Here is a 23,051-nt window from a genome sequence, read left to right as displayed (position 1 = left end):
GCTTTTATTTAAGCCGCGCGACGTGGACCACCGCCTTTGCGGTGTGTCTTTTTCGGGCTGTGCTTTTTAAAGCCACCATCAGTGCGCTTTTTAAAACCGCCGTCAGACTTGTTCTTAAAGCCGCCCTCGGTTTTCTTTTTAAAGCCACCTTCAGGTTTTCTCTTGTTGGGGCCGCCACCGCCAAATTTGCGGTTGCCGCCACCACCACCGCCGCCAAAGCGACGACGTTTTTGCTCACCACCTGCTTTAAATGGTAGTGGGTCTTGGTGGAAAGGATGGTCTTTATCTACATCAACGCGTTGTTTGATGGTGCGCTCAATCTGTTGCAGAAGATCGCTTTCACCATCTGTACAAAATGAAAGGGCCATCCCGCTTTGACCCGCACGGCCTGTGCGACCAATACGGTGCACATAGGCATCGCCTTCAAGGGGCATGTCATAGTTGATCACGTGGGAAATGTCGGCCACGTCAATACCGCGTGCGGCAACGTCTGTGGCAACCAACAATTCGATATTGCCATTGCGAAACGCGCGCAAAACACGTTGACGGGCTGATTGTTGGCGATCGCCATGGATGGTATCTGTTTTGTGACCGCGTTCTTTGAGATTGTCACACAAACGATCTGCCATGGCTTTGGTGCGGGTAAAGATCAGGACTTTTTTCAAAGTCGGATCATCGAGCAGATGAGATAGAAGGCGCTGTTTGTCTTTTTGCTTTGTGTGCAAAACGCGGTGGTCAATGGTTTCGGCAACCGTGTTTTCACGCGCGACTTCAACTTGCTTGGGTTTGTTTAACAAACCACCGGCTAAGGCACGGACCTGTTTGGACATGGTAGCGGAAAACATAACGGTCTGTTTTTCGTCTGGCATTTCAGCGGCGACTTTTTTCACATCATGGATAAAGCCCATATCCAACATGCGATCAGCTTCATCCAAAACGAAGGTATGAACGGAGTCGAACTTAATGGAGCCACGTTCCATATGGTCCATGAGGCGACCTGGTGTAGCCACAACAATATGAACACCGCGCTGGAGTTGCTGGAGCTGTTGTTTATATGGTGAGCCACCGAAAATCACTGTATGGAAAATCTTTTGGCCTTTGGTGAAGGAACGAACGGCAACACCGATCTGTTGGGCAAGCTCGCGTGTTGGGGCCAAAATGACGCAACGCGGTTTACCAGATACGGTTTTCTCATTTTCTTCTAAAAGGCGATTAAGAATGGGCAGGACAAATGCGGCTGTTTTACCGCCACCTGTTTGGGCCACGCCCATGAGGTCAAACCCGTTCATCAAATGGGGGATGGCAATGTCTTGGATTTTGGTCGGGGCTTCAAAGCCTTGCTTTTCAACGGCGTCAAGAAATGGCTGCGCCAGACCCAACATATCAAATGTGGTCACGTTATGTGTTCCTATATCATCTGCGTTTAGGTCATCGAAATGCAACTGATAACCTGTAAAACTTCCGCACATGATGCCCAAATCGGGGCAAAGAAACGCATCCATATGTCTGTCTATCAGACTAAAGGGCACGTGCATTAACAAAGCACGTACGGAACAATATGAAAGTGAGCTCACTTAAAATGAGGACTTTCTAGGCGGCTTATCGACGTTTTTTGCACTTTTGTCAAGATAAGCTTCGCACCTGCAAAATGAAAAAGGCCGCTTTGATTGCTCAAAACGGCCTTCATCTCAAACCTTACAGGGGGGAAGGTTTTATTTTTTAAGCTTAAGAACTTGGTCTTTAACTTCGTCCAGAGACTCTGTGAAACGAGTGTGGATTGTGTCGAAAGCTTCAGTGTTTGATTTTCCAGCCATCTCAGCCAACTCACGCATGTTAGAAAGAGCTTTTTCTACAGCGTCTTTAACCAGATCAGTTTGTTGAGCAACTTTATCTTGTGGCTCACCAGTTGATGAAAGGTCTTTGAAAGTTGATTGCATTTCTTCCATAGCCTGACCGAGGATCTCAGCTTGGCGTTTGAATACTGCTTGCATGCCTTCAAGAGCAACTTTGTTTGCTTGAGCCAAAGCTTCAACGTTTTTCTTTTGGCTTTCGATGATAACGTTGCCGTCAACACCTGGGATTTTGTATTCAGAGAAAGCTTTCTGGAAGTCGCCCATGAATTTCTTAGGGTCGAATTCGCCCATCAATTTAGTCGGGTCGAAATCGCCAAACATTTTAGTTGCGTCGAAAGCGAATGGGTTAGCTTGAGAAGCTGGTTTTTTAGCTGCGGCCATGTGATTAACTCCAATAAAAGTAAAATAAGTTTGCTGCACTGCAAAATTTCTGAAGCCAATATGCTGGAAACCAATTTTAGAGTCAATCATTTTTTTGTGCGGCGCACAAAAATGGCTGCACAAAACTATACGAAAGGCGTAAGGATAATCTCTAACTAATTGTTTTTTAATTATATTAGAAAAAATAAAAACTGATAAAAAAAGTGAAAAAAGGTAGGAGGTTACCCTGCAAGTTCCTTTGAACGTTGCGTTGCAGCATCTACCGCCTTGTCCATGGCAGGCGCGATTCCGTCCTCGCTCATCAGCACTTCAAGGGCAGCTTGGGTTGTGCCACCCGGCGAGGTCACATTGATGCGCAATTGGCTGGCATCCGTGCCGCTTTGGCGCATAAGCTCACCGGCACCAGCAATGGTGGCGCGCGCAAGCTGGGTCGCTAGTTCTTCAGAAAGGCCAGCTTTTATGCCCGCTTGAGCAAGACATTCTGTCATATAAAAAACATAAGCCGGACCAGAACCCGAAACAGCGGTGACCGGGTCCATCAAAGCTTCATCTTCAACCCACGCCACTTCCCCAATGGCACCGAGCAGGTCTGTACAGATGGTTTTTGCTTCATCAGACACCTTATCATTAGCATAAGCCACACTGATGCCACGGCGCACGGCTGCGGGTGTGTTGGGCATCACGCGGATGATGGCAGCATTTTCACCCAGATGGCCTTCAAAATAAGAAACGGTTTTACCAGCAGCAATGGATAGGAAGGTTGTGTTATTGCCAAAACGCTGACAGGACTGTGCGGCGTCATCCATACCTTGGGGTTTGACAGCCAGCACAACGATGTCAGCTGGAAAACCGTCTTCAATATCCTTGATGTCATCAATAACGCGCACATCATGGGTATCGCGCAGGGCTTGGGCATGTTCCGCAGAATGTTCAACAATACGGATGGTGTCTTTTGGCACGCCTTGATCCAGCCAGCCTTCCAACATTGCCCCACCCATTTTACCGCATCCGATTAAGACCAAACCCATGATTTATTCTCCTGCTTTTTGACCTTCGGCTTCAAGCTCTCTGGTTTTTGTTTCAATCGTTTCTTCCAGTTTCGCCATAAAGTCACGACGTTTCATGCCCGCTTCAATCGGCGGCATAATTTCCATGATGATTTTACCCGGTTTTTTCAAAAAGCTGCGTCGTCCCCAATGAAGGCCTGAGTTTAAGGCCACAGGAATAACGGGCAGTTTGGTCTGGGTATAAATCGCTGCAATACCGGGATGGTATGTACCGGGTTCACCGGGGCTTGAACGTGTGCCTTCGGGAAAGATCACCACATTGCGTTCTTTCTCCAGTGCGTTTCTCACATCGCTCACCATGTTTTTCAATGCACTTGCCCCTGCGTTACGATCAACAGCAATGTGACCACTGCGTTTGACGTACCATCCATAAAACGGGATTTTAAGCAGTTCTTGCTTTAAAATATAGGCCGTGGAAATACGTAACAGCACAAAAATGGCAGTATCCCATGCCGATTGGTGCTTACAAGCCACAATTGCGCCGCTTTGTGGCAAATGCTCAATACCGCGCACTTCATAGGTAATGCCCGTGATATTGCGCATACCCCACATGACATAACGCGTCCAGAATTGAGAGCCTTTGCGCATTTCCTGTGAGGAAAAAGGCATGAGGATTAATAAGACCAAGGCAATCAGCGCCGTGCCACCAAAAAGGTAAATATTAAAAAGAAGAGAACGAATAAATGTCATTTTAAAAACTCAATATCTGTCAGTCGGGCCAATTCTTGGCGTAACCAGACCAAAATATACTTATTATATTCACCGATCAGCAATTCGGCCGTTCCCGGCCAACGCCACCATTGATCGATTTTCACATGTTCGGGGAAAACCGGATGGGCGATGATATGGGTTTCAGGTAAGGAAAAGGAAAATTCCAGCAGGCTGCGCGGCATATGATAGTTCGCTGTGACCAATCGTAAAGACTTAAAACCTGTTTTCTTGATCCATTGCATGGTTTCTTTGGCATTGCCGCGGGTGTCAAAGGCTTCATGACCGATATCAATGCAACATTCCAGCTCGCGCGGTGCACTTTTTGAAAGAGAGAGCAATTGTTCAAGGTCCACTCCGCGATAGACACCGGATATCAGAAGCTTTTCTGCCTTTTGATCAGTCAGTAAGGCAAGGCCTGTATTAAGGCGATGGGTGCCCCCTGTTAGCACGACGATACCATCGGTCAGGCTTTCGCCATCTTGAATATGGCGCGGGACATAATTGGTAAAGGCGATAAAACCAATCCCCCAAATCGCGCAGATCAATATGAGGGAGAGAACAAAGGGGCCAAAGAGGCGACGTTGCTTTCTTTGTGAAAAGCCCCCCATCCTTACACCATTTTCTGCAAGGTGCGCAGCACGGCAGAACGTGCGGTCATATAGCCAAGGAAAGCAGCTAAAACAGGCAGGCTCAACACCACAATCCATTGAATGATGGTAATATCAATCTGTGGCAAGAGCGCACTTTCAACTTGGCGATATAAATAGGCAAAAGCCCCAAAGGTTGGTCCGGCTGCTGCCAAACCTAACAGCCCGCCGCGAAGGGCAAGCCCCATGGAATGTTCAGCAAATTGGCGCGCAATATAACTGTCTTGGGCACCAATGAGATGGAGCACTTCAATGACTTCATGGTGAATGGCAAGGCCCGTGCGGGTCACAAAAAAGATCGTACCGATGGTGGCAAAACAGATCAGCCCCAAAACGATATAAGCCCCCCAGGTTAAGGTCTGGCTCATGCGAATAAGACGATCCAGCCAGACGCGGTGGTCATCCAATGTCGCCCCGGGTGCGACTTTATTTAAAGCATCCACAAGACCTTGGGCATCCATGGATACAGAACTGCGCAAAGATACATCAATGAGATGAGGTAATGGCATATCAGCGAGCGAATCGGTACCGCCCAACCAAGGTTCTAGCAATTTCAGCACATGGGACTTGGCAATGGGTTCGGCTAAAACAACAGCGGGATGGCTGCGCAAAACCTTTAACGCATTTTCAATTTGCGACTGGTCTTCTTTTACACTGCGTGCAGGCGGGATTTGCACGGTCAATGTATCGCTCACCCCGCGCTCCCATCTATTTGAGACCGATTGCATAATAGAGGTCGCAACCACGGAAAGAGCAGCGAGATAGACCATAAAGGCGATTAACCATGGCAAAAAACGCGTGCCCGGGTCTTTATCTAGGGGCAGGTCTTTATGATGGTTTAAAGACAGAAAGCTCATGTCACTTTGCCTTCCATGCGCACGGCGGCTTTGCGTGCAGGGCGCAGGGGTCCCATTTGTTCCACACGTCCGCCATCAATACAGATACGCGGATGACCAAACTGGCGCACTAACCCTTCGTTGTGGGTTGCCATGACGATGGTGGTGCCAAGCTTATTAAGTTCTTCCATTAAATGAAGCAGGCGCACGGCCAGTTTATCATCCACATTGCCTGTGGGCTCATCGGCCAGTAACAGGCGGGGGCGTTTGATGACGGCGCGCGCCAAGGCAACACGTTGTTGTTGACCACCTGAAAGGGTGCTGGGGCGTGCATCCATATGGTTTTTCAGACCGACCCAAGCCAGCAATTCGGTTACATGTTTTTTGATATCTTTTTCATGGATATTAGCCACACGCATAGGCAGGGCGACATTATCAAAGGTGGAAAGATGATCGAGCAGGCGAAATTCTTGGAACACAACGCCGACTTCACGGCGCAGGGCAGGGAGCTTGTGGCGATCAATCGTTGCAATGTCATTGCCAAACAGGGAAATCAGCCCGCGCGTAGGGCGATGGGCAAGATACATGAGTTTTAAGAGGGAGGATTTACCAGCGCCACTGGGCCCGGTGAGGAAGTGAAACGCGCCTTCTTCGAGTGATAAAGACACATCACGCAATACTTCCGGTCCAACCCCGTAACGTAAACCGATATTTTCCAGTTTGATGATAACCAAGTGAGTGGTCCCATAATTATTTATTTTCGATAGTCTTTTTACGCATTCTTGGCTGTTTCGTTAAGACCTTATTCACATATATTGTATTAAAGTGGATACTAACGAGTATTTTAGGTGATGGGTAGTCTTGCTTACCTTATAAGAAACGCCTATAAAGATAAGGACTTAGGTAGTAGTTGGTGGCCTCATGATTGTTAGTTGTCCAAGCTGTTCGGCACATTATTCCGTTCCCCTGAACGCATTAGGGGAAGACGGACGTACGTTGCGTTGCGCCAAATGTGGCCATTCGTGGGAGCAGCTTCCCTATGATGATACGGTTCTTGATCTTAATGAACATGAAGAAACCGCAGCGCCGCCACCCCCACCGCCAGCGCCCAAACCTATTGTAATCCCTGATCCAGAGCCGGAACCAGAGCCTGAGCCGGAACCCGTTTTCGCACCAGAGCCTGAGCCCGAGCCAGAACCGGAACCTGCCTTTGAGCCGGAACCCGAGCCTGAGCTGGAAGCCACACCTGAGCCTGTATCAGCAAGCGATAGTTTCGATACAGAGGATATGCCAAGCGATGAAGAGCTTAACGATATCTTTGGCGATACCGATGATATTGAGCCCATGGAATCCATGGCCGAATCCATGTACAGCTCGGATGATGTTTTAGATGACGTCGGTGATTCTGATGATATTCCGGATGTTTTCACCGCGCCTGTGCGCTTAAAAGAGAAAAAGAAGAAAGGGGGTTTCTTTAAATTCCTTTTCTGGTTGATTGTTTTGATCGGCATTTTGGGCTCCGGTGTGCATTTTGGTCGCCCGTATGTGATGCAATATGTGCCACAAGCCGGGGACTATTATAAAATTTATGACGAATATTTCGGCATGGCTCAGGAAATGATGGGCATGAAACCGAAATTGTCTGAGATGATGCAAATTCGTGATGTGCATTCATCGCGCCGCAAAGAAGGCAATGACGATATCCTTGTGATTGCAGGTGATGTGGGCAATATTTCAGAAACCACACAGATGATTCCGCAGTTGCGTGTCTCTCTTTATGATGCGACAGATCAGGAAGTCCAGTTTGTGGTTGTTGATACCAAGGATAAAGAAGTGGCTTCTGGTGGGACAACACCGTTTGAAGCATTGATTAAAAACCCGGTATCTTCTGCGCGTCGCCTTCAGGTGACCTTTATGGAAGCTGAAATGAAATAAGCAGGCTGTTATGCTGGTGAAGGCCAGCATGACGTCTCTTTTAAAATAATCTGGATCAGCTCTAGATTTGTTTCTTGACCTTTTTGCTCAACTATCCCACTTATAGTCCATTCCAAGGGGTGCTGCTTGGCTGAGAGTTTGCGTGTTTGCAAACAACCCTTAGAACCTGATCCGGGTCGTTCCGGCGTAGGGATGGACGCAATTTCCCCTAACTGCCTTTCTCCCGGATCTCCTTATGTATTATTTTTAGGAGATCCCTAAATCATGACCAAGCTTGATGTGACTACCGGTTCACTGCCGGGTTCTGAGAAAGTATTTTTTGGCTCTGACAGCCATGAAGATGTCAGCGTTGCCATGCGCTGTATCCACCTTGAAGGTGGTGAGCGCCCTGTGGTGGCCTATGATACGTCCGGTCCTTATTCGGACCCCAATGCTAAAATCGATATTCATAAAGGTTTGGCACCTATGCGCCGCCAATGGATTTTGGATCGCGGTGATGTGGTTGAATATGAAGGCCGTGATGTAAAGCCGGAAGATAACGGCCTTAAAAGTGAGGGCGATCAGCCCGGTGTGGAACCTTTCCCACGCGGTGATCTCAAACCTTTAAAATCAAAAAATGGTGAAGCGGTGACGCAGTTGGCTTATGCGCGCCGTAACATCGTGACACCAGAAATGGAATATGTCGCCATTCGCGAAAATGAAGGCCGCAAGGAAGCTTACCTGCGCGATGGTGAGCCTTTTGGTGCAGAAATTCCTGATGTTTGTACAGGTGAGTTTGTGCGCTCTGAAATTGCGCGCGGTCGTGCGGTTTTAGTCTCAAACGTAAACCACCCTGAATTAGAGCCGATGATCATCGGGCGTAACTTCCTGACGAAGATTAACGCCAATATTGGTAACTCTGCGGTGACATCCTCTGTGGCTGAAGAAGTTGATAAGATGGTCTGGTCCACGCGCTGGGGTGCAGATACGGTGATGGATCTTTCCACAGGCACCGATATCCACAATATCCGCGAATGGATTTTGCGCAATTCCCCTGTGCCGATTGGGACAGTGCCGATCTATCAGGCCTTGGAAAAGTGCGGCGGTATTGCTGAAGACCTGACATGGGAAATCTTTCGCGACACCTTGATTGAACAGGCTGAACAGGGTGTGTCTTACTGGACCATTCACGCAGGCCTTTTGTTGGAACATGTACCGCTTACAGTCAACCGTGTAACGGGTATTGTATCTCGTGGTGGCTCCATCATGGCGAAATGGTGCTTGCATTATCACAAGCAGAATTTCCTGTGGGATCATTTTGATGATATCTGTGATATTGCCAAACAATATGATGTGGCGATTTCATTGGGTGATGGCTTGCGCCCGGGCTCTATTGCCGATGCCAATGATGAGGCTCAATTTGCAGAATTGCGCGCCCTTGGTGAGTTGCAGAAAAAATGTATGAAACATGATGTGCAATGTTTCATCGAAGGCCCCGGTCACGTACCGATGCATAAGATCAAAGAAAATATGGACCTTCAGTTAGAGGTTTGTGACGAAGCGCCGTTTTATACGCTTGGTCCTCTTGTGACTGATATCGGTGCAGGCCATGACCATCTTGCCTCTGCCATTGGCGCTGCGATGATCGGTTGGTACGGTTGTGCCATGTTATGTTACGTGACACCAAAAGAACACCTCGGTCTGCCAAATCGTGATGACGTAAAAGAAGGTGTGATGGCTTATAAAGTGGCAGCACATGCGGCTGATTTGGCAAAAGGCCATCCCGGTGCACGCCTGCGCGATGATGCCATGAGTAAGGCACGTTTTGAGTTCCGCTGGAAAGATCAGTTCAATCTGGCCTTGGATAGCGAAAAGGCCTTGTCCTTCCATGATGAGACTTTACCGGCAGAAGGCGCGAAGATCGCTCATTTCTGCTCCATGTGCGGGCCAAAATTCTGCTCTATGCGCATCAGCCATGAAGTCAAAGAGGCTGCCCAGCAGGGTATGGATGAAATGGCAGAGAAGTTTAAGAAAGAAGGCGGCGAGATTTATAAAAAGATTGATGCGGCTCAATAAAGCTCTTAAATTTTAAAAAATGATAAGGTTGTCCTTTTGGGGCGACCTTATTTTTTTGCCTGAACAAAAACGGCGGTATTTCAGCCAGACCAAGCGTAATATCCATAAGGTTTTCATAAAATCAAATAAGGCAAATAAAGGCAGAATCCGCTCATAATGCTGCCTAAATTTGATCTCATATTACTAAACATGGAAAGAACGGTGGGTTGAAGAGCATTCCCCCTCTCGATAAGCCCAAGTATCGAGATCGCCCTCTAAAGCGGTTACTAGTTCAACATTCGCTCTTCAAAATGTCGCTTCTGACCAAATTAAATTAATCATGCTAGAATTCTAAATCATCCTCGGACTTGCCCTCCGGGGATGATTTGTTTTAACAATAGCAGGGCTCATAATAGGGGGAAAGTACATGGCATCTTTTACAGGACAGGATCTGGTCTGTATCCGTGGGGAACGCCTTGTCTTTGCAAAACTGGATTTCACCCTTGAAAGTGGCGGTTGCCTCACCCTTATTGGTCATAATGGGGCGGGTAAATCGTCTCTCTTGCGCATGATGGCAGGCTTGTTAAGCCCCGCAAGTGGCGTGATGAGCTGGGAAGGAGAACCCGTTTCACAAGATATGGATGAACACCGCGAGCGTTTGCATTATGTAGGACACCATGATGCCATCAAACCTGTTTTGAGTGTGGAAGAAAATCTTAAATTCTGGGCAGGTTTGCGCAGTGATGCCTCAAAAGCCCAAGCCAATTTTAAAGAAGCGCTGGATATTTTCTCAATCGGTCACTTAATTGATGTGCCGGGGCGTTTTTTATCAGCCGGGCAAAAACGCCGCGCTAACCTTGCGCGTATTATCGCCTCAAAATCACCGCTGTGGTTATTGGATGAACCAACCACCGCGCTTGATAAAGAATCCATTAAAAAGCTCGAAGATGTAATTGAAGCGCACCGTGAAAAAGGCGGTATGGTCGTGCTTTCCACACATTCTGATATGAATATCAAAGACCAGCAGGTTTTAAACGTCGGTGATTTTACAGCCGCGCGCGGGCATGAAAGTGCCTCGCTTTTGGCAGAGGGGATATAAGAGTATGGGACGTTTCATTTCAATCGTTCGACGCGACCTGCGTCTTGCCCTGCGCCAAGGCAGTGACAGTGTCATGGTGGTGATGTTCTTCGTACTCACCGTTGTGCTCTTTCCCTTTGGCATTGGCCCAGAAGGCAATATTCTTGCCCGCGTGGCAAGCGGGGTGATTTTTGTAGCGGCCCTTTTGGCCTCAATGCTGTCGTTGGAGCGCCTGTTTCAAACCGATTATGAAGATGGCTCGCTTGAGCTTTTGACGCTCTCGCCCCTGCCTTTAGAAGTGATTGTGCTGGCAAAAATTACTGCACATTGGTTGACCACGGGCTTACCCTTGATGATTGCCTCGCCTTTGCTGGCTGTGCTGATGAATATGGATAGCAATGGCTTTTCCATGTTGATGCTGGCCTTGTTGCTTGGCACACCTGTACTCAGCCTAATCGGGGCTATTGGGGCTGCACTTGTTTTAGGCTCGCGTCGTGGTGGGGTGTTGATTTCGCTTTTGGTTTTACCACTTTTTGTCCCGGTGCTGATTTTCGGTGTGGGCCTGATTGAAGCGGCCATTGGCGGTTTTGCAGTGAAGTCCCAAATCCTGATACTGTCCGGTATCTTGTTTGCTTGTCTCGCGCTTTGCCCGTTTGCTGCGGCTGCGGCCGTCAGACAATCGGTAGAATAATCACCAATATTGGGCAATGAGTTCGGGCTTGGTGAACACTACATTCATGGCATATTGGGTCTGGATATATTTACCTTCAGGCAAGAGCTGAGGCAGGCTGCCATCTTCTTTAGGGATATAGACCTCATAGCCACAGGCGCGCACACAGTCATAGAGGTCTTTTTGATGATATCCCATGGCTTCAAGCGCACTTGGGTTCAGCTCGCAGGCGATGAAATCAATCTGTCCGATCTTCAACACATTCTGGCTGGCAGAGAGGATTTTAACCTCAGCGCCTTCCGTATCAATCTTGGCAAGTTTGACTTTTCGAATGCGGTTGCTTTGCAGCAAGGACATGAGTGTGCGTGAGTGCACCGGGCGCTGGGTCGGGTTTTCTCGCGATTTCTGATTAAACTCATGGGTTCCCGGGTCCCATAAAGAATGCCCACCATCATTATCGGCATTAAAGAAAATCTGGCTTTCGCCATTTTCATCAGAGATGATGCCCTTCACCAGCTCCACATGGTCAAACCCATTAAGAGAGATGTTATGCTCAAAGGCTTGGTGATTTTCAGCCATGGGCTCAACAGAAATGCCTTTGCCTTCAGCCCCGACCAGATGCCCGGCTAAAACCGAGAAAAACCCCACATGGGCACCGATGTCTAAAAAAGTATCGCCGCTTCTTAAAACGCGCAAAAATAAAAAGAGCAGTTCCGGCTCATAGACATTGTTTTTGTTCAGGCAATTCAGAATATGGTTCTGACTCATCTGATCCGTATCAAACAGAAATTTCAGATGATGGTCTTTATTCTGATGATTGATGACAAAATCAAATGGAACCTTAGTCATGTTAGCCCTGCACCCATGGAAGGTTTGCAACTTTCCAACCATTCACCTGACCACGGTGACGCTCTTCATTGGGGTCACCTTCAAAACCGCCTGCGATATTATAGGCGGTTTTAAAACCAGCCGCCGTTAAGGCAATGGCTGCATATTTAGAACGTACACCAGAGCGACAGAGCATGAGCAGTTCGGCCTCTTTATTGGCAACCAGCTTTGCAACATCTTCAACGAAATTCTCGTTAGAAACCCCACCGGGGAAACGGTTCCATTCCACCAGCAGATGCTCTTTTTTGAGGGAGGAAAGATCAACCTGACCGACCCAGGCCCATTCAGCCTCGGTGCGTACATCAATCAAGATGGCCTCAGGTGAGTTTTGGAGAATTTTCCAAGCTTCTTTTGGGCTGATGTCGCCAGCATATTCTTCAGACACGTTTCTTTTTCCTCATTTATCAAACGGATCGCTTATCCCTCTTTTACCATCTGTTTTGCTTTACGGCAAAAGATATGGTTAGATAATAAAAAGGGAGGCTATCATGGTTGATCTATCGCTTTCTTACGATCTGGATTTTAATGATCTTTATCATCGAGACGGCTTGTTAAAAATCGATGCCTTATTCAGGGATTGGGTCAATCATTATCAACCCGCACTTGCTCAGCGTTTAAAGGCTGCACGACTTGCCCCTGATCAATTATCCAAAGCAGAAACATCCGGCTTGATCTTATCACTGGCCCCGCATCTAGATAGCTTTATCGCCCATCTCTTTCAGATTGAAGAGAGCGTGGGGCAGGAAACGTCCGACCATCTTGACTTTGATGCCTATATTGAATGTCGGCGTAAATTCATTCAACGAAAAGCCATCAAAGCCTATTCAAAAGAAGACGCTATCCGCTTTGATGGCAAGGCCTTGGAAAAAGAGCTCGGCGGCCCGTTTGATGATGTGGCATTTGCCAAGCTGGTTATAGGTTGGCTTGAGAATGAAGAAGCCCATCAAGATAAGTTAGAGGCCGCCACAAAATATGCAGCATGGGCCTATCACACCAAGGCTTTCCCACAAAGTAAGCTCTTTTGGGTGGCGGGGAAAACCGATTATGACAACCTGATCACCTCAGGCCCCATTAGCCCCCGCGATGGGTTTAAGCTCAGTGATGAAGGATGTTCGCGCACAGAGGCTATGGCTGAAGCGTCTTATTGTGTGCATTGTCATGAGCGCAACCGTGATAGCTGTTCTAAAGGGCTGTTTGTTAAAAAGACACAAGTGATTGATCAAAACCCGCTGGGTGTCGCCTTAAATGGCTGTCCGCTTGAAGAGATGATCTCTGAAATGCATGTGGCAAAACTGGGTGGGCATTTTATTGCAGCGGTTGCTATTGCCTGTGTGGATAACCCCATGTTGGCAGGCACAGGCCATCGTATTTGCAATGATTGTATGACGGCCTGTATCTATCAAAAACAGGACCCGGTTGAAATTCCCAAGGCGGAAACCCGTTTTTTAAAAGATGTCCTTGCCTTGCCGTGGGGCTTTGAAATTTATAGTCTGCTGACCCGCTGGAACCCGTTTCATATGGAACGCCCCATTCCCAAAGAGCCAAGTGGGCGCAAGGTGTTGGTCGTGGGATTAGGTCCTGCTGGCTATACCTTATCCCATCATTTGATGAATGACGGTCATGATGTGATCGCAATCGACGGGTTAAAGATTGAGCCGTTGCCGGAGCATATTTCAGGGGTGGATGAAGCAGGCAAGCGCCATGGGTTTAAGCCGATTTATGATGTGGAAAATTTGCGCGAAGATTTATCCAACCGCACCATGGCAGGGTTTGGCGGGGTGGCGGAATATGGCATTACGGTGCGCTGGGATAAAAATTACCTCAAAATCATCCGCTTGTTGTTAGAGCGGCGAAAAGCTTTTGCCATGTTTGGCGGGGTGCGTTTTGGCGGCACACTCACTCCAGCCGATGCTTTTAACATGGGGTTTGACCATATTGCCTTATGTGCAGGTGCTGGTGCGCCCACGGTTTTAGATATCCCCAATAATCTCGCCATGGGAGTGCGCCAAGCTTCAGACTTTTTGATGGGGCTGCAATTAGGGGGGGCAGCGCGTGAGACTTCCATTTCGAATTTAACGCTCCGTTTGCCTGTGGTGGTGGTTGGTGGCGGGCTCACCGCCATTGATGCCTGCACGGAAAGTCTGGCTTATTATCCGGTGCAGGTGGAAAAATTCTTATCGCGCTATGAGGTTTTGTGTGAGGAATTAGGCCAAGAGGTAGTGGAACAATTCTGGAGTGATCAGGACCGTGAAATTGCTGAAGAGTTCATCACCCATGCCAAGGCCTTGCGCGTAGAAAAACAAAAGGCCCATCCTGATGTTTTAGGCCTGTTGCAAGGCTGGGGCGGGGCGCAAGTTGCTTATCGCAGACGCATGCAAGATGCCCCGAGTTATCGCCTGAATGCCGATGAGGTCAGCCATGCCTTAAGAGAAGGTATTCACTTTCATGATCTCGTTTCTCCAACGGCGGTGGAGGTGGATGATTATGGTCACGCTAAAGCCTTGCGTCTTAAACATCAGGTTCGAGGTGAAAATGGGGCTTTAACACCCAGCGGGCAAGAAATCACCATGGCGGCGCGCACCATCCTTGTTGCAGCGGGAACCAAACCCAATACGGTCCTTGCCCGAGAATGCTTTGATGCAGGCTTAAAGCTTGAAGGGAAATATTACCGCGCGTTGAATGAAAAGGGCGAGCCCGTACAGCCTGAACAAACACCAAAGCCTGATCAGGCTTATATGTTGGCCCATATAGAAAATGATGGGCGGGCAATAAGTTATTTTGGTGATCTTCACCCCAGTTTTGCCGGTAATGTGGTGAGTGCCATGGCCAGTGCGAAACGGGGGTATCCGGTTATTACGAAAACAATGGCGGGCTTAAAGAAAAGCAAGGCGGAAACACCTGCGCTGATTGCCCGATTAAATGAAGAACTTCGCGCCCGTGTGGTTGAAGTTATCCGCCTTACCCCAACCATTGTGGAAGTGGTGATTAAAGCGCCCATGGCAGCGCGAAAATTTCAGCCCGGACAATTTTTTCGCCTGCAAAATTTTGAGGCCCATGCGCGCAAAAGAGCAGATGGCACCTTGTTATCTATGGAGGGGTTGGCCTTAACGGGGGCAGAGGTGGATGTGGAAAAAGGTCATATCTCTCTTATTGTTTTAGAGATGGGCGGCTCAAGTAATCTTTGTGCCACGCTTAAACCAAATGAGCCTGTCACCTTGATGGGGCCAACAGGCATGCCAACCGAAATCCCTGAAGGAGAAGCCGTGTTATTAGCCGGAGGGGGGCTTGGAAATGCGGTGTTGTTTTCCATCGGGCAGGCCATGCGGGCCAAGGGGTGCCGCGTACTTTATTTTGCAGCTTATAAAACCGCGCAAGATCGCTATCATGTGGAAAATATTGAAAAGGCTGCTGATTGTATTATCTGGTGCTGTGATCAGGCCCCGGGTTTTAAAGTGGGGCGTGATCAGGATTTTACCTTTGTGGGTAATGTGGTGCAGGCCATGAAAGCTTATCATGAGGGAAAGCTGGGGTTGGGCCCCATTTCACTGGGTGAGGTGGATCGTATCATTGCCATTGGTTCAGACATGATGATGCGCGCAGTGGCCCAAAGCCGCCATGAGGTGTTGAAGGGCTGTTTTAACGAGCATCATATGGCAATTGGTTCTATTAATTCGCCCATGCAATGTATGCTCAAAGAGATTTGCGCCCAATGTCTGCAAAAACAGATTGATCCTGAAACGGGCAAGGAAAAGGTCGTGTTTTCTTGCTTTAATCAAGACCAAAATTTAGATCATGTGGCTTTTGATGTGTTGCGCACACGTTTAAACCAAAATAGCTTACAGGAAAAACTCACCAAGCTGTGGATTGCACGAGGTTAGGGCGTATCAATAAAGCGCGTGCCTTTGGGCAGTTTGCTAAGGAGTTTGGGCGCAATTTCCCAGAGGTTTTTGCGGTGGGCAAGGATGCGGTTATCTTCACTATAAACCACAGGCATGTGAAAGACGGATTTGCCTTGTTCAATTTTTATGACCTGTTTGGCAAGGCGACGTCCAATATTGCCATAGTTGGGGCTAAGGCCAAGGGTTGCCCCATTTTCCACATATTTCTTAAAAGCACCGATGGAAGGGATTTTATGTTTTAGGGCAATCCTCCCCAAGGTCTCAGCCTGCGAAATCATAAAGCTATCGAGTGGAAAAAACAGTAAATCGATTTCTCTTTCACGCTCTAAAATGATGTTGAGCTGGCTTTTGATATCTTCTTTTTTTGGTTTTAAGCGAATGGGAATAATGCTGGCATCATAGATGGCAGCAATTTCTTGCATGACGGGGATGATCTCACTGCTTTGAGGCTCATAAAGATTAAAAGGAACCCCGATTTTCTTTGCCCCCATCATAGGCAAAAACAGTTCCAGAACTGAACTGTCTAAAATGCTTGGTCGGCCCAGCAGGAGTTTTTCTTGTGTGTTGATGCGATTAAGATGTGCATTAAGCAAGCCTGAAGCATTGCCAAAGGTAATCAAAGTGCCCGAAAAATCTGTTTTCTTAAGCTCTTCACGAACCTTTAAGCCATTGCGCGAGCCAAAACACAGAATGTAATCCATTTTTGCGAGCTGATCTTTCCAATCCTTGTGCAGAGCAGAGACCGTATTGCGCAGGTTTTGCTCGCTATTGATAATATGGAAAGCACTGTCTGGTTGTTGTTTTTTCAATTCATCCATAAAGCCACGATCAAAATCGGTTTGACCGCGCCAGAGCAACACCCCAACGGACAGCGGGGCGGCTTGTGCTATATTTGAAAGGAAAAAGAAGCCTGAAAAGAGTACGACTGAAAAAAAAGTTAGAAGTGTTCTCATTAGGCTCGTGTACAACTTGAATTTAGTAAAGAATTATATAATCACAGGTTTAAGTGAATTAGTAAAGTGAAATAAAATAAGATATTCACCTAGCTGTGATGGGTTGTTACGTGCAATTTCCTTTCCATATCTATAATGTTCTAATGAAGAGATTTAAATAAAAACGGGATAGTTGGATAGGTCATGGCGGTATTAAGCCTTTTTTCACCAAGACGGATTTTGGATTCCCTAGCGCATTGCCGCTTATGTCGCCAAGTCACGGGTGCTGTTTTTATTGCCATCTTGATTGTTGAAGGCGCAATCTTGATTTTTTCGGTTAATAACTTTGAGCGCGACCGTTTGCTTGAAGTAGAGCGCGAAGGCTTTGCCGTTGTGCGCGCCTGGCTCGAAATCAGCGGGGATAATCCGATCTCCCTTAATAAGATGGCCCCGATGATTGGGGGCGGCTCTGTTTTAATCTCTGCCCATGTGCGCGATGAAAAGGGAAAAGAGGTCTCTAACTTGTCGCAAAACTCTATCCTTGCACCAAAGCTTGAAACCTTTCAGGCTGAGTGGACCCCCAAAGAGCTGGGCTATCCCTATCATATCACCGCTACACTGGATAAATCAGAAATCCCCGGTCAGATAAACGCCTTTATCTGGCGCATTGTCGGGCTTGTTTTATTGATCTCGTTTTTCGTCACGGTTGTGACCATGGCAATTCTGGAACGTTTAATGCTCAGCCCCATTCGCAATTTGCGCGAAGGGATGAACAATGCCTGCGTTGATTTAACTCATCCCGAAAACCATCAAATCGAACAAAAACGCAATGATGAACTGGGCGATGTGGCGGTGGCCTATAATGATTTGCTCAGCCGCCTGTCTTCAGCCTTTAGTGAAATCCGCCTGCAACAAGATAATCTGCAACAAAACAACAGCCAGTTGGAAAATGAAGTCTCTGAGCGCACCAAAGAGCTTAATCTGGTAGTGCGCGATTTGCGCCGTGAAGCAGTTGAGCGTGAACGTGCAGAAAAAGCGCTGGATGCCTCAAACAGCCCTGTGTCATCAGAACATCTAAAGAAAATCGCTTATACCGATACGCTGACGGGTCTTGCCAATCGTGATCTGTTTATTGATCGCTGCAATCAGGTTTTACATCAGATGAAGCGCGCGGAATTAAAAGCAGCGGTCCATCTTGTGGATATTGACGGGTTTAATGCGGTGAACCAGAGTTATGGCCAACAAGCTGGTGATGCGGTGTTGCAAAGTCTGGCGGACCGTTTAGGTGCTTTAGTGCGCGATTCTGATACATTGGCGCGCCTGAGTGCAGATGAATTTGCCCTGATCCAGTTTGATATTGAGGGTAGTGATGATGCCTCTGTTTTTGCCCAACGCATGACTGAGCGTGTGAGCGAACCCATGGATTACCAAGGCGAACAGATTGATATCACCTGTTCTATCGGCATTACGCTTTTAAGTGAAGAAGACGAGTCTGTGGAAGATGTGCTTCATCATGTGGCCTTGGCGTGTCGCCGTGCAAAAGAAGATCAAGGTTCTAGCTATCATTTCTATGCTGAAGAAATGAACAAACAGGCCCTAGAGCGCCAGATTATTGAGCGTGATTTAAAAATTGCCATCCCCAATGGTGAGCTGGAAGTTTACTATCAGCCCAAACTGGATGTGAAAAACAACCGGGTGGCAGGTATGGAAGCTTTGGTGCGCTGGAACCATCCTGAGCGTGGCTTTATGCCCCCGGGACTGTTTATCCCGGTGGCAGAACGCAGCCCGCTTATTGTTTTAATTGGTGATTGGGTCTTGCGCGAGGCATGCCGTCAGGTTCGGCGCTGGCAGGCTGAGGGATTGGGCGATTTAAAGGTCGCGGTAAATGTATCTGCCGTGCAGCTCAAAGAAAACTGCATGGTGACCAATGTGCGCCAAGTCCTGCTGGAAACCGGATTAGCACCCCATTTGCTGGAACTTGAAATTACCGAAAGTGCGGTGATGGATGATGTGGAACATACCATTTCCGTGTTGGAAAATTTGCGTGATTTAGGGGTGTCCCTTTCCATTGACGATTTTGGCACAGGCTATTCCAGCTTGAATTACCTTAAACGTTTTCCGGTTAAACGCATTAAAATCGATAAGGCGTTCGTGGATGAAATCATTGATGAAACCAGCGAAGGCGTGATTGCGCGTGCGGTTGTCACCATGGGCCATAGTTTTGGTATGGAGATTACCGCAGAAGGGGTGGAAGAAGAATTCCAGCATGAATTCCTCTCTAAATTGGGCTGTGATGAAATTCAGGGCTATCTCTTTGGCAGGCCCATGCAGGCGGCAGATTTCAAAACTTTTGTGAAAGACAAGACTGCAGAGCAATTGGCAGCTGAGTAAGGACTAGACAAAACCAGTGAAAAGGCCATAATGCGCGGCGATTCTATTGCATTTGTCGCAAGGCCTTTTTTCATGACGTCTCCTAAAGAAATTTCTGTTGTTGTTCCGGTCAAAAATGAAGCGGAAAACATCCAGCCGTTGATTGAAGAAATCTGTGCGGCCTTGCAGGGAAAAGTCGATTTTGAAATCGTCTATGTGGATGATGGCAGCGATGATGCCACCCCACAAAAACTACGCGACATGCAGGCAAAACTGGATAACCTCACCATTGTGACCCATAAAGAGTCTTGTGGGCAAAGCACAGCGGTGCGCACCGGGGTGAAACATGCATCAGGGCGCGTTATTGCCACATTGGATGGTGATGGACAAAATGATCCGGCTGATATCCCCGCGCTTTATGACGAGCTTGTTAAAGATGATGCCCAAGACATGCTCTTGATGGCAGGTTGGCGCGCCAAACGTCATGATAGCGCCTTTAAACTGTGGCAATCGCGCAATGCCAATAAAATCCGCGCTGGTTTATTAGGCGATGATACGCCTGATACGGGCTGTGGCTTGAAAGTATTCACCCGCGCAGCTTTTCTTGATTTGCCGTATTTTAACCATATGCACCGTTTCTTACCGGCCTTGATGATCCGTCGCGGCGGTCGTGTGCAATCGGTCAAGGTAAACCATCGTGCGCGCGAACGTGGTGTTTCAAAATATGGCATGTGGAACCGCCTTTGGGTGGGGATTGTGGATATCATGGGGGTCATGTGGTTGCAGTCGCGCGGTAAAGTGCCTGTGATTGTCCCCCAGGATAAAGCATGAATTATAAGCTCTTCATAAAGGGGCTTCTTTTCCTGTGTGCCTTGGCAGCCGGGGCTTATCTTTTGTCCCAAGGGATGGATGAAAGCTGGATTGATAGCTATGTACGCGGTCAGGGCTTAAAGGGCTGGATTATCTTTATCTCCCTTGGTGGTTTGTTGGCGGCTTTTGGCTTTCCCCGTCAAATCCTATCGTTCATGGGGGGCTATGCCTTTGGCATTGTCAAGGGCACGACCATTGCAGTGCTGGCAACTGTGACCGGTTGCGTGATGACCTTTTTCTTTGCGCGTTTTTTAGGTCGTGCTTTTGTAAAGCGCAAATTCCCGCGCAAGATCAAACGCATTGATGATTTCTTGGCTGAAAATCCCTTTACCATGACCTTGCTGATCCGGCTTTTACCGGCTGGCAGTAACGTTGCCACCAATGCCGCAGCTGGTGTCTCAGGTGTTAACCCGCTTGCGTTTATCATTGGCTCCATGGTGGGCTATATCCCGCAATCACTTGTTTTTGCACTGGCGGGCAGCGGGGTTGAGCTAAACCCACAATGGTCCATTGCACTTAGTGTGATTCTTTTCATTGTCTCAGGCGTTTTGGGGGTGTATCTCTATCGTCGCTATCGCCATGGTAAAACCTTGGGCCGCGATATTGAAACGGCGCTGACAGGTGATGCAGAAAAAGCCGAAGAGATTGTTGAATCCTCACAATCGTCATCCCGCACGAAAAAAAGCGGGGTCTTTTAAGATCACATAGTGGCCTGCTTGGGCAGGCATGACGAGAAATAGATGCTGCAAAAACACTGGTCTCCTATCACCTTTACATTGCTCTGGCTTGTGCTGGTTGCAACAGCTGTTTTAACACGCCCGGCCTTGCCTGTGGATGAAACACGCTATTTGGCTGTGGCGTGGGAGATGTGGTTGCGTGGTGATTTTATTGTGCCTCACCTGAATGGCGAGACCTATAGCCATAAGCCGCCGCTTTTATTCTGGATTATGAATTTGGGTTGGGCCGTCTTTGGGGTGAATGACTGGTGGCCGCCAATGGTCGCCCCGCTCTTTGCTTTGGCTTGTCTGTTTCTCACACGTGCTATGGCGCAAAAACTCTGGCCTGAAGAAAAACTCATTGCGGACCTTTCTCCGATCATTTTGCTCGGCGCGGTTTTTTGGACGATTTTCACCACCGTAACCATGTTTGATATGTTGGTTGCCGCTTGCACCCTTTGGGGCTTACTTGGCCTTTTAATGGTATGGCGCGATGGTGATCAAAAAGGCTGGTGGTTTTTAACATTGGCAATCGGCGTTGGGGTTTTGGCAAAAGGTCCGGTGATTTTGCTGCAAATCCTGCCCATTGCCTTGCTCTTGCCCTTGTGGGATGTGGAGCGGCGCATTGAAAATCGCAAAAAATGGTATCGCAATATTCTTCTCTCAGTCCTTGGTGGCGCGGTGATCGCACTGGCATGGGCTGTTCCTGCGGGGATTCTGGGTGGGGAAGAATATCGTGATGCTATTTTCTGGGGCCAAACGGCGGGACGGGTGGTGAAGTCCTTTGCCCATGCGCGGCCTTGGTGGTGGTACCTCGCTGTTATTGGTCCCTTATTGTTACCTTGGGTTATTTGGCCCATTCTTTGGAAAGCGGCCTGGCAGGGCGGTAAAAACCTGCTTGGGCAAGCCCAAGTGCGTTTTTGTATCTTGTGGTTTGTGCCGATCTTTTTTGCTTTCTCGCTTATCAGTGGCAAGCAGTTGCATTACCTTTTGCCGATCTTCCCTGCCTTTGCCTTTATGCTGGCACGTCTTTTGGTGAAAGAGGATACCAAAGTCAGCCGCGTGGGGCGTATCGTTCCGGCAGGCTTTGTTATTATCCTTGGCTTGGCTGTTTTGGTTGCACCTTATCTGGGGATCAAGAAATTCCCCACTTGGGCGCTTGAACTGCCGACTTACTGGATGGCTCTGCCGATCCTTTGTGGGCTTTATGTTGTGACCCAAAAGCTGAAAACCCAATGCGGGGCGATTTTAAGCTTAACATCCATGATGACCGCTTTGGTGGTTGCCATTCATCTGGTGATGGCGCCCTATTTGGGGGCAGCTTTTGACCTTAAAGACATGTCGCTTAAGATTAAAGACATGCAGGATGAGGGCTATGACGTGGCCTTCATGGCGAAATATCATGGTACGTTTCAGTTTCTGGGGCGTCTTGAAAAACCCATTGCCGAACTATCAACAACACGCGGGCATAACCTAAATGAATGGCTGGCTGCTCACCCTAAAAGCAAGGTGATTACCCTGTGGAAACAGGCAGCGCCTGATCATGTGGCAGTGGAGTATGTGCAGAATTTTCGCAACAATAACTTCATTATTTTTGATGTGGAAAAGCTTAATGGTGCGCATGAGTTGCTAAACCGGCGTGGCAAAGCAAAATAACAGGCGATTGCTGCGCTGCACCATGCAGTTTTCCTGAAAAAAACGTGATTCACCGCTTGACAGTTTGAGCCTGTGAAATTAACTCTGTTAGCACTCGAACCTAACGAGTGCTAATCTGACTCGTTTGGGTCATCCACTTTGGTGAATATCACGGAGTTAAATACTATGAAATTTCGTCCTTTGCACGACCGCGTTCTCGTAAAACGTCTGGAGCAAGAAACGAAAACTGCTGGCGGGATCATCCTTCCAGAAGCTGCACAAGAAAAACCATCTGAAGGTGAAGTTGTTGCTGTTGGTTCTGGCGTACGCGCTGACAACGGTGAGTTCGTTGCGCTTGACGTTAAAGCGGGCGATCAAATCCTCTTTGGTAAATGGTCTGGTACAGAAATCAAGGTTGACGGTGAAGACCTGTTGATCATGAAAGAAACAGACATCATGGGTGTGATCGAGAAGTAATTCTCTCCATCCATCATTCTACTTATTAATTGACTGCTTAAAATAAGGGTCT

Annotated in this window: 20 protein-coding genes and 1 riboswitch; of the genes, 10 read left to right on the top strand and 10 right to left on the bottom strand. The window is 48.0% G+C overall.

Annotated elements, in window-relative coordinates; translation table 11 throughout:
* Nucleotides 1-8: 8 nt before the first annotated feature.
* From MTBPR1_RS11655 to ftsE, 7 genes are all read right to left on the bottom strand, one after another.
* On the bottom strand, nucleotides 9-1,502 hold the full coding sequence (locus tag MTBPR1_RS11655; RefSeq protein WP_165602665.1) for a DEAD/DEAH box helicase: 1,494 nt from the start codon (nucleotides 1,500-1,502) through the stop codon (nucleotides 9-11).
* A gap of 210 nt (nucleotides 1,503-1,712) precedes the next feature.
* Nucleotides 1,713-2,234 carry a phasin family protein gene (locus MTBPR1_RS11650; RefSeq protein WP_240492890.1) on the bottom strand — a complete coding sequence of 174 codons (522 nt, stop codon included), beginning with the start codon at nucleotides 2,232-2,234 and terminating at the stop codon, nucleotides 1,713-1,715.
* Nucleotides 2,235-2,455: 221 nt separating this feature from the next.
* Nucleotides 2,456-3,262 carry a pyrroline-5-carboxylate reductase gene (proC, locus tag MTBPR1_RS11645; RefSeq protein WP_069189182.1) on the bottom strand — a complete coding sequence of 269 codons (807 nt, stop codon included), beginning with the start codon at nucleotides 3,260-3,262 and terminating at the stop codon, nucleotides 2,456-2,458.
* Nucleotides 3,263-3,265: 3 nt separating this feature from the next.
* Nucleotides 3,266-3,991, bottom strand: coding sequence for a lysophospholipid acyltransferase family protein (locus tag MTBPR1_RS11640; RefSeq protein ID WP_069189181.1), 726 nt, complete (start codon nucleotides 3,989-3,991; stop codon nucleotides 3,266-3,268).
* Complete coding sequence (locus tag MTBPR1_RS11635; RefSeq protein WP_069189180.1) at nucleotides 3,988-4,620, bottom strand: YdcF family protein; 633 nt, start codon at nucleotides 4,618-4,620, stop codon at nucleotides 3,988-3,990. The genes MTBPR1_RS11640 and MTBPR1_RS11635 overlap by 4 nt, the downstream gene beginning before the upstream one ends.
* A gap of 2 nt (nucleotides 4,621-4,622) precedes the next feature.
* A complete protein-coding gene (locus MTBPR1_RS11630) occupies nucleotides 4,623-5,516 on the bottom strand; it encodes a cell division protein FtsX (protein WP_069189179.1) in 894 nt (297 codons plus the stop codon).
* A complete protein-coding gene (gene ftsE / locus MTBPR1_RS11625) occupies nucleotides 5,513-6,223 on the bottom strand; it encodes a cell division ATP-binding protein FtsE (RefSeq protein WP_069189291.1) in 711 nt (236 codons plus the stop codon). The genes MTBPR1_RS11630 and ftsE overlap by 4 nt, the downstream gene beginning before the upstream one ends.
* Before the next feature lie 193 nt (nucleotides 6,224-6,416).
* Here ftsE and MTBPR1_RS11620 point away from each other — a divergent pair, with 193 nt between their 5' ends.
* The 4 genes from MTBPR1_RS11620 to ccmB all read left to right on the top strand — a co-directional run bounded on the left by MTBPR1_RS11620 (nucleotide 6,417) and on the right by ccmB (nucleotide 11,233).
* Nucleotides 6,417-7,430 (top strand): DUF3426 domain-containing protein, encoded by a 1,014-nt coding sequence (locus MTBPR1_RS11620; RefSeq protein WP_083223055.1) that lies wholly within the window; start codon nucleotides 6,417-6,419, stop codon nucleotides 7,428-7,430.
* 105 nt (nucleotides 7,431-7,535) lie between these two features.
* Nucleotides 7,536-7,640: riboswitch (TPP riboswitch) on the top strand.
* Nucleotides 7,641-7,694: 54 nt separating this feature from the next.
* Nucleotides 7,695-9,485, top strand: coding sequence for a phosphomethylpyrimidine synthase ThiC (gene thiC / locus MTBPR1_RS11615; protein ID WP_069189177.1), 1,791 nt, complete (start codon nucleotides 7,695-7,697; stop codon nucleotides 9,483-9,485).
* Between the two features lie 406 nt (nucleotides 9,486-9,891).
* Nucleotides 9,892-10,563: a heme ABC exporter ATP-binding protein CcmA gene (ccmA, locus tag MTBPR1_RS11610; RefSeq protein ID WP_069189176.1), complete on the top strand. Its 672-nt coding sequence runs from the start codon at nucleotides 9,892-9,894 to the stop codon at nucleotides 10,561-10,563.
* Between the two features lie 4 nt (nucleotides 10,564-10,567).
* Nucleotides 10,568-11,233, top strand: a complete 666-nt coding sequence (ccmB, locus tag MTBPR1_RS11605) for a heme exporter protein CcmB (RefSeq protein ID WP_069189175.1) — start codon at nucleotides 10,568-10,570, stop codon at nucleotides 11,231-11,233.
* On the opposite strand, the gene MTBPR1_RS11600 is transcribed toward ccmB, so the two are convergent.
* On the bottom strand, nucleotides 11,234-12,061 hold the full coding sequence (locus tag MTBPR1_RS11600; protein ID WP_069189174.1) for an FkbM family methyltransferase: 828 nt from the start codon (nucleotides 12,059-12,061) through the stop codon (nucleotides 11,234-11,236).
* A gap of 1 nt (nucleotide 12,062) precedes the next feature.
* Nucleotides 12,063-12,485 (bottom strand): rhodanese-like domain-containing protein, encoded by a 423-nt coding sequence (locus tag MTBPR1_RS11595; RefSeq protein WP_069189173.1) that lies wholly within the window; start codon nucleotides 12,483-12,485, stop codon nucleotides 12,063-12,065.
* A gap of 103 nt (nucleotides 12,486-12,588) precedes the next feature.
* Between MTBPR1_RS11595 and MTBPR1_RS11590 the strand changes: the two genes are divergently transcribed.
* The gene (locus MTBPR1_RS11590; RefSeq protein ID WP_069189172.1) at nucleotides 12,589-15,978 is read left to right on the top strand and encodes an FAD-dependent oxidoreductase; all 3,390 of its coding nucleotides are present in this window, start codon (nucleotides 12,589-12,591) and stop codon (nucleotides 15,976-15,978) included.
* On the opposite strand, the gene MTBPR1_RS11585 is transcribed toward MTBPR1_RS11590, so the two are convergent.
* The gene (locus MTBPR1_RS11585) at nucleotides 15,975-16,952 is read right to left on the bottom strand and encodes an ABC transporter substrate binding protein (RefSeq protein ID WP_069189171.1); all 978 of its coding nucleotides are present in this window, start codon (nucleotides 16,950-16,952) and stop codon (nucleotides 15,975-15,977) included. The two genes, MTBPR1_RS11590 and MTBPR1_RS11585, sit on opposite strands and share 4 nt — an antisense overlap.
* A 183-nt stretch (nucleotides 16,953-17,135) precedes the next feature.
* Here MTBPR1_RS11585 and MTBPR1_RS11580 point away from each other — a divergent pair, with 183 nt between their 5' ends.
* The 5 genes from MTBPR1_RS11580 (at nucleotide 17,136) to groES (ending at nucleotide 22,999) form a co-directional block, all read left to right on the top strand.
* A complete protein-coding gene (locus tag MTBPR1_RS11580; RefSeq protein WP_069189170.1) occupies nucleotides 17,136-19,322 on the top strand; it encodes a putative bifunctional diguanylate cyclase/phosphodiesterase in 2,187 nt (728 codons plus the stop codon).
* A 72-nt stretch (nucleotides 19,323-19,394) separates the two neighbouring features.
* Nucleotides 19,395-20,132: a glycosyltransferase family 2 protein gene (locus MTBPR1_RS11575; protein ID WP_069189290.1), complete on the top strand. Its 738-nt coding sequence runs from the start codon at nucleotides 19,395-19,397 to the stop codon at nucleotides 20,130-20,132.
* Nucleotides 20,129-20,869: a TVP38/TMEM64 family protein gene (locus MTBPR1_RS11570; protein WP_069189169.1), complete on the top strand. Its 741-nt coding sequence runs from the start codon at nucleotides 20,129-20,131 to the stop codon at nucleotides 20,867-20,869. The genes MTBPR1_RS11575 and MTBPR1_RS11570 overlap by 4 nt, the downstream gene beginning before the upstream one ends.
* A gap of 42 nt (nucleotides 20,870-20,911) precedes the next feature.
* A complete protein-coding gene (locus MTBPR1_RS11565; protein ID WP_069189168.1) occupies nucleotides 20,912-22,543 on the top strand; it encodes an ArnT family glycosyltransferase in 1,632 nt (543 codons plus the stop codon).
* 165 nt (nucleotides 22,544-22,708) lie between these two features.
* On the top strand, nucleotides 22,709-22,999 hold the full coding sequence (gene groES / locus MTBPR1_RS11560) for a co-chaperone GroES (protein ID WP_069189167.1): 291 nt from the start codon (nucleotides 22,709-22,711) through the stop codon (nucleotides 22,997-22,999).
* Nucleotides 23,000-23,051: the final 52 nt, after the last annotated feature.

This window comes from Candidatus Terasakiella magnetica (assembly GCF_900093605.1).
Classification (GTDB): domain Bacteria; phylum Pseudomonadota; class Alphaproteobacteria; order Rhodospirillales; family Terasakiellaceae; genus Terasakiella; species Terasakiella magnetica.
The sequence above is the reverse complement of the archived record's forward strand: the minus strand, read 5'-3'. Positions and strand labels throughout refer to the sequence as shown.

Coding starts and splice junctions, on each gene's coding strand:
- thiC (WP_069189177.1), top strand. CDS start 7,695: ATGACCAAGCTTGATGTGACTACCGGTTCACTGCCGGGTTCTGAGAAA.
- MTBPR1_RS11620 (WP_083223055.1), top strand. CDS start 6,417: ATGATTGTTAGTTGTCCAAGCTGTTCGGCACATTATTCCGTTCCCCTG.
- MTBPR1_RS11575 (WP_069189290.1), top strand. CDS start 19,395: ATGACGTCTCCTAAAGAAATTTCTGTTGTTGTTCCGGTCAAAAATGAA.
- MTBPR1_RS11570 (WP_069189169.1), top strand. CDS start 20,129: ATGAATTATAAGCTCTTCATAAAGGGGCTTCTTTTCCTGTGTGCCTTG.
- MTBPR1_RS11600 (WP_069189174.1), bottom strand. CDS start 12,061: ATGACTAAGGTTCCATTTGATTTTGTCATCAATCATCAGAATAAAGAC.
- MTBPR1_RS11590 (WP_069189172.1), top strand. CDS start 12,589: ATGGTTGATCTATCGCTTTCTTACGATCTGGATTTTAATGATCTTTAT.
- proC (WP_069189182.1), bottom strand. CDS start 3,262: ATGGGTTTGGTCTTAATCGGATGCGGTAAAATGGGTGGGGCAATGTTG.
- MTBPR1_RS11655 (WP_165602665.1), bottom strand. CDS start 1,502: ATGGATGCGTTTCTTTGCCCCGATTTGGGCATCATGTGCGGAAGTTTT.
- MTBPR1_RS11640 (WP_069189181.1), bottom strand. CDS start 3,991: ATGACATTTATTCGTTCTCTTCTTTTTAATATTTACCTTTTTGGTGGC.
- MTBPR1_RS11650 (WP_240492890.1), bottom strand. CDS start 2,234: ATGGCCGCAGCTAAAAAACCAGCTTCTCAAGCTAACCCATTCGCTTTC.
- MTBPR1_RS11635 (WP_069189180.1), bottom strand. CDS start 4,620: ATGGGGGGCTTTTCACAAAGAAAGCAACGTCGCCTCTTTGGCCCCTTT.
- MTBPR1_RS11630 (WP_069189179.1), bottom strand. CDS start 5,516: ATGAGCTTTCTGTCTTTAAACCATCATAAAGACCTGCCCCTAGATAAA.
- ccmA (WP_069189176.1), top strand. CDS start 9,892: ATGGCATCTTTTACAGGACAGGATCTGGTCTGTATCCGTGGGGAACGC.
- MTBPR1_RS11580 (WP_069189170.1), top strand. CDS start 17,136: ATGGCGGTATTAAGCCTTTTTTCACCAAGACGGATTTTGGATTCCCTA.
- MTBPR1_RS11565 (WP_069189168.1), top strand. CDS start 20,912: ATGCTGCAAAAACACTGGTCTCCTATCACCTTTACATTGCTCTGGCTT.
- groES (WP_069189167.1), top strand. CDS start 22,709: ATGAAATTTCGTCCTTTGCACGACCGCGTTCTCGTAAAACGTCTGGAG.
- ccmB (WP_069189175.1), top strand. CDS start 10,568: ATGGGACGTTTCATTTCAATCGTTCGACGCGACCTGCGTCTTGCCCTG.
- MTBPR1_RS11585 (WP_069189171.1), bottom strand. CDS start 16,952: ATGAGAACACTTCTAACTTTTTTTTCAGTCGTACTCTTTTCAGGCTTC.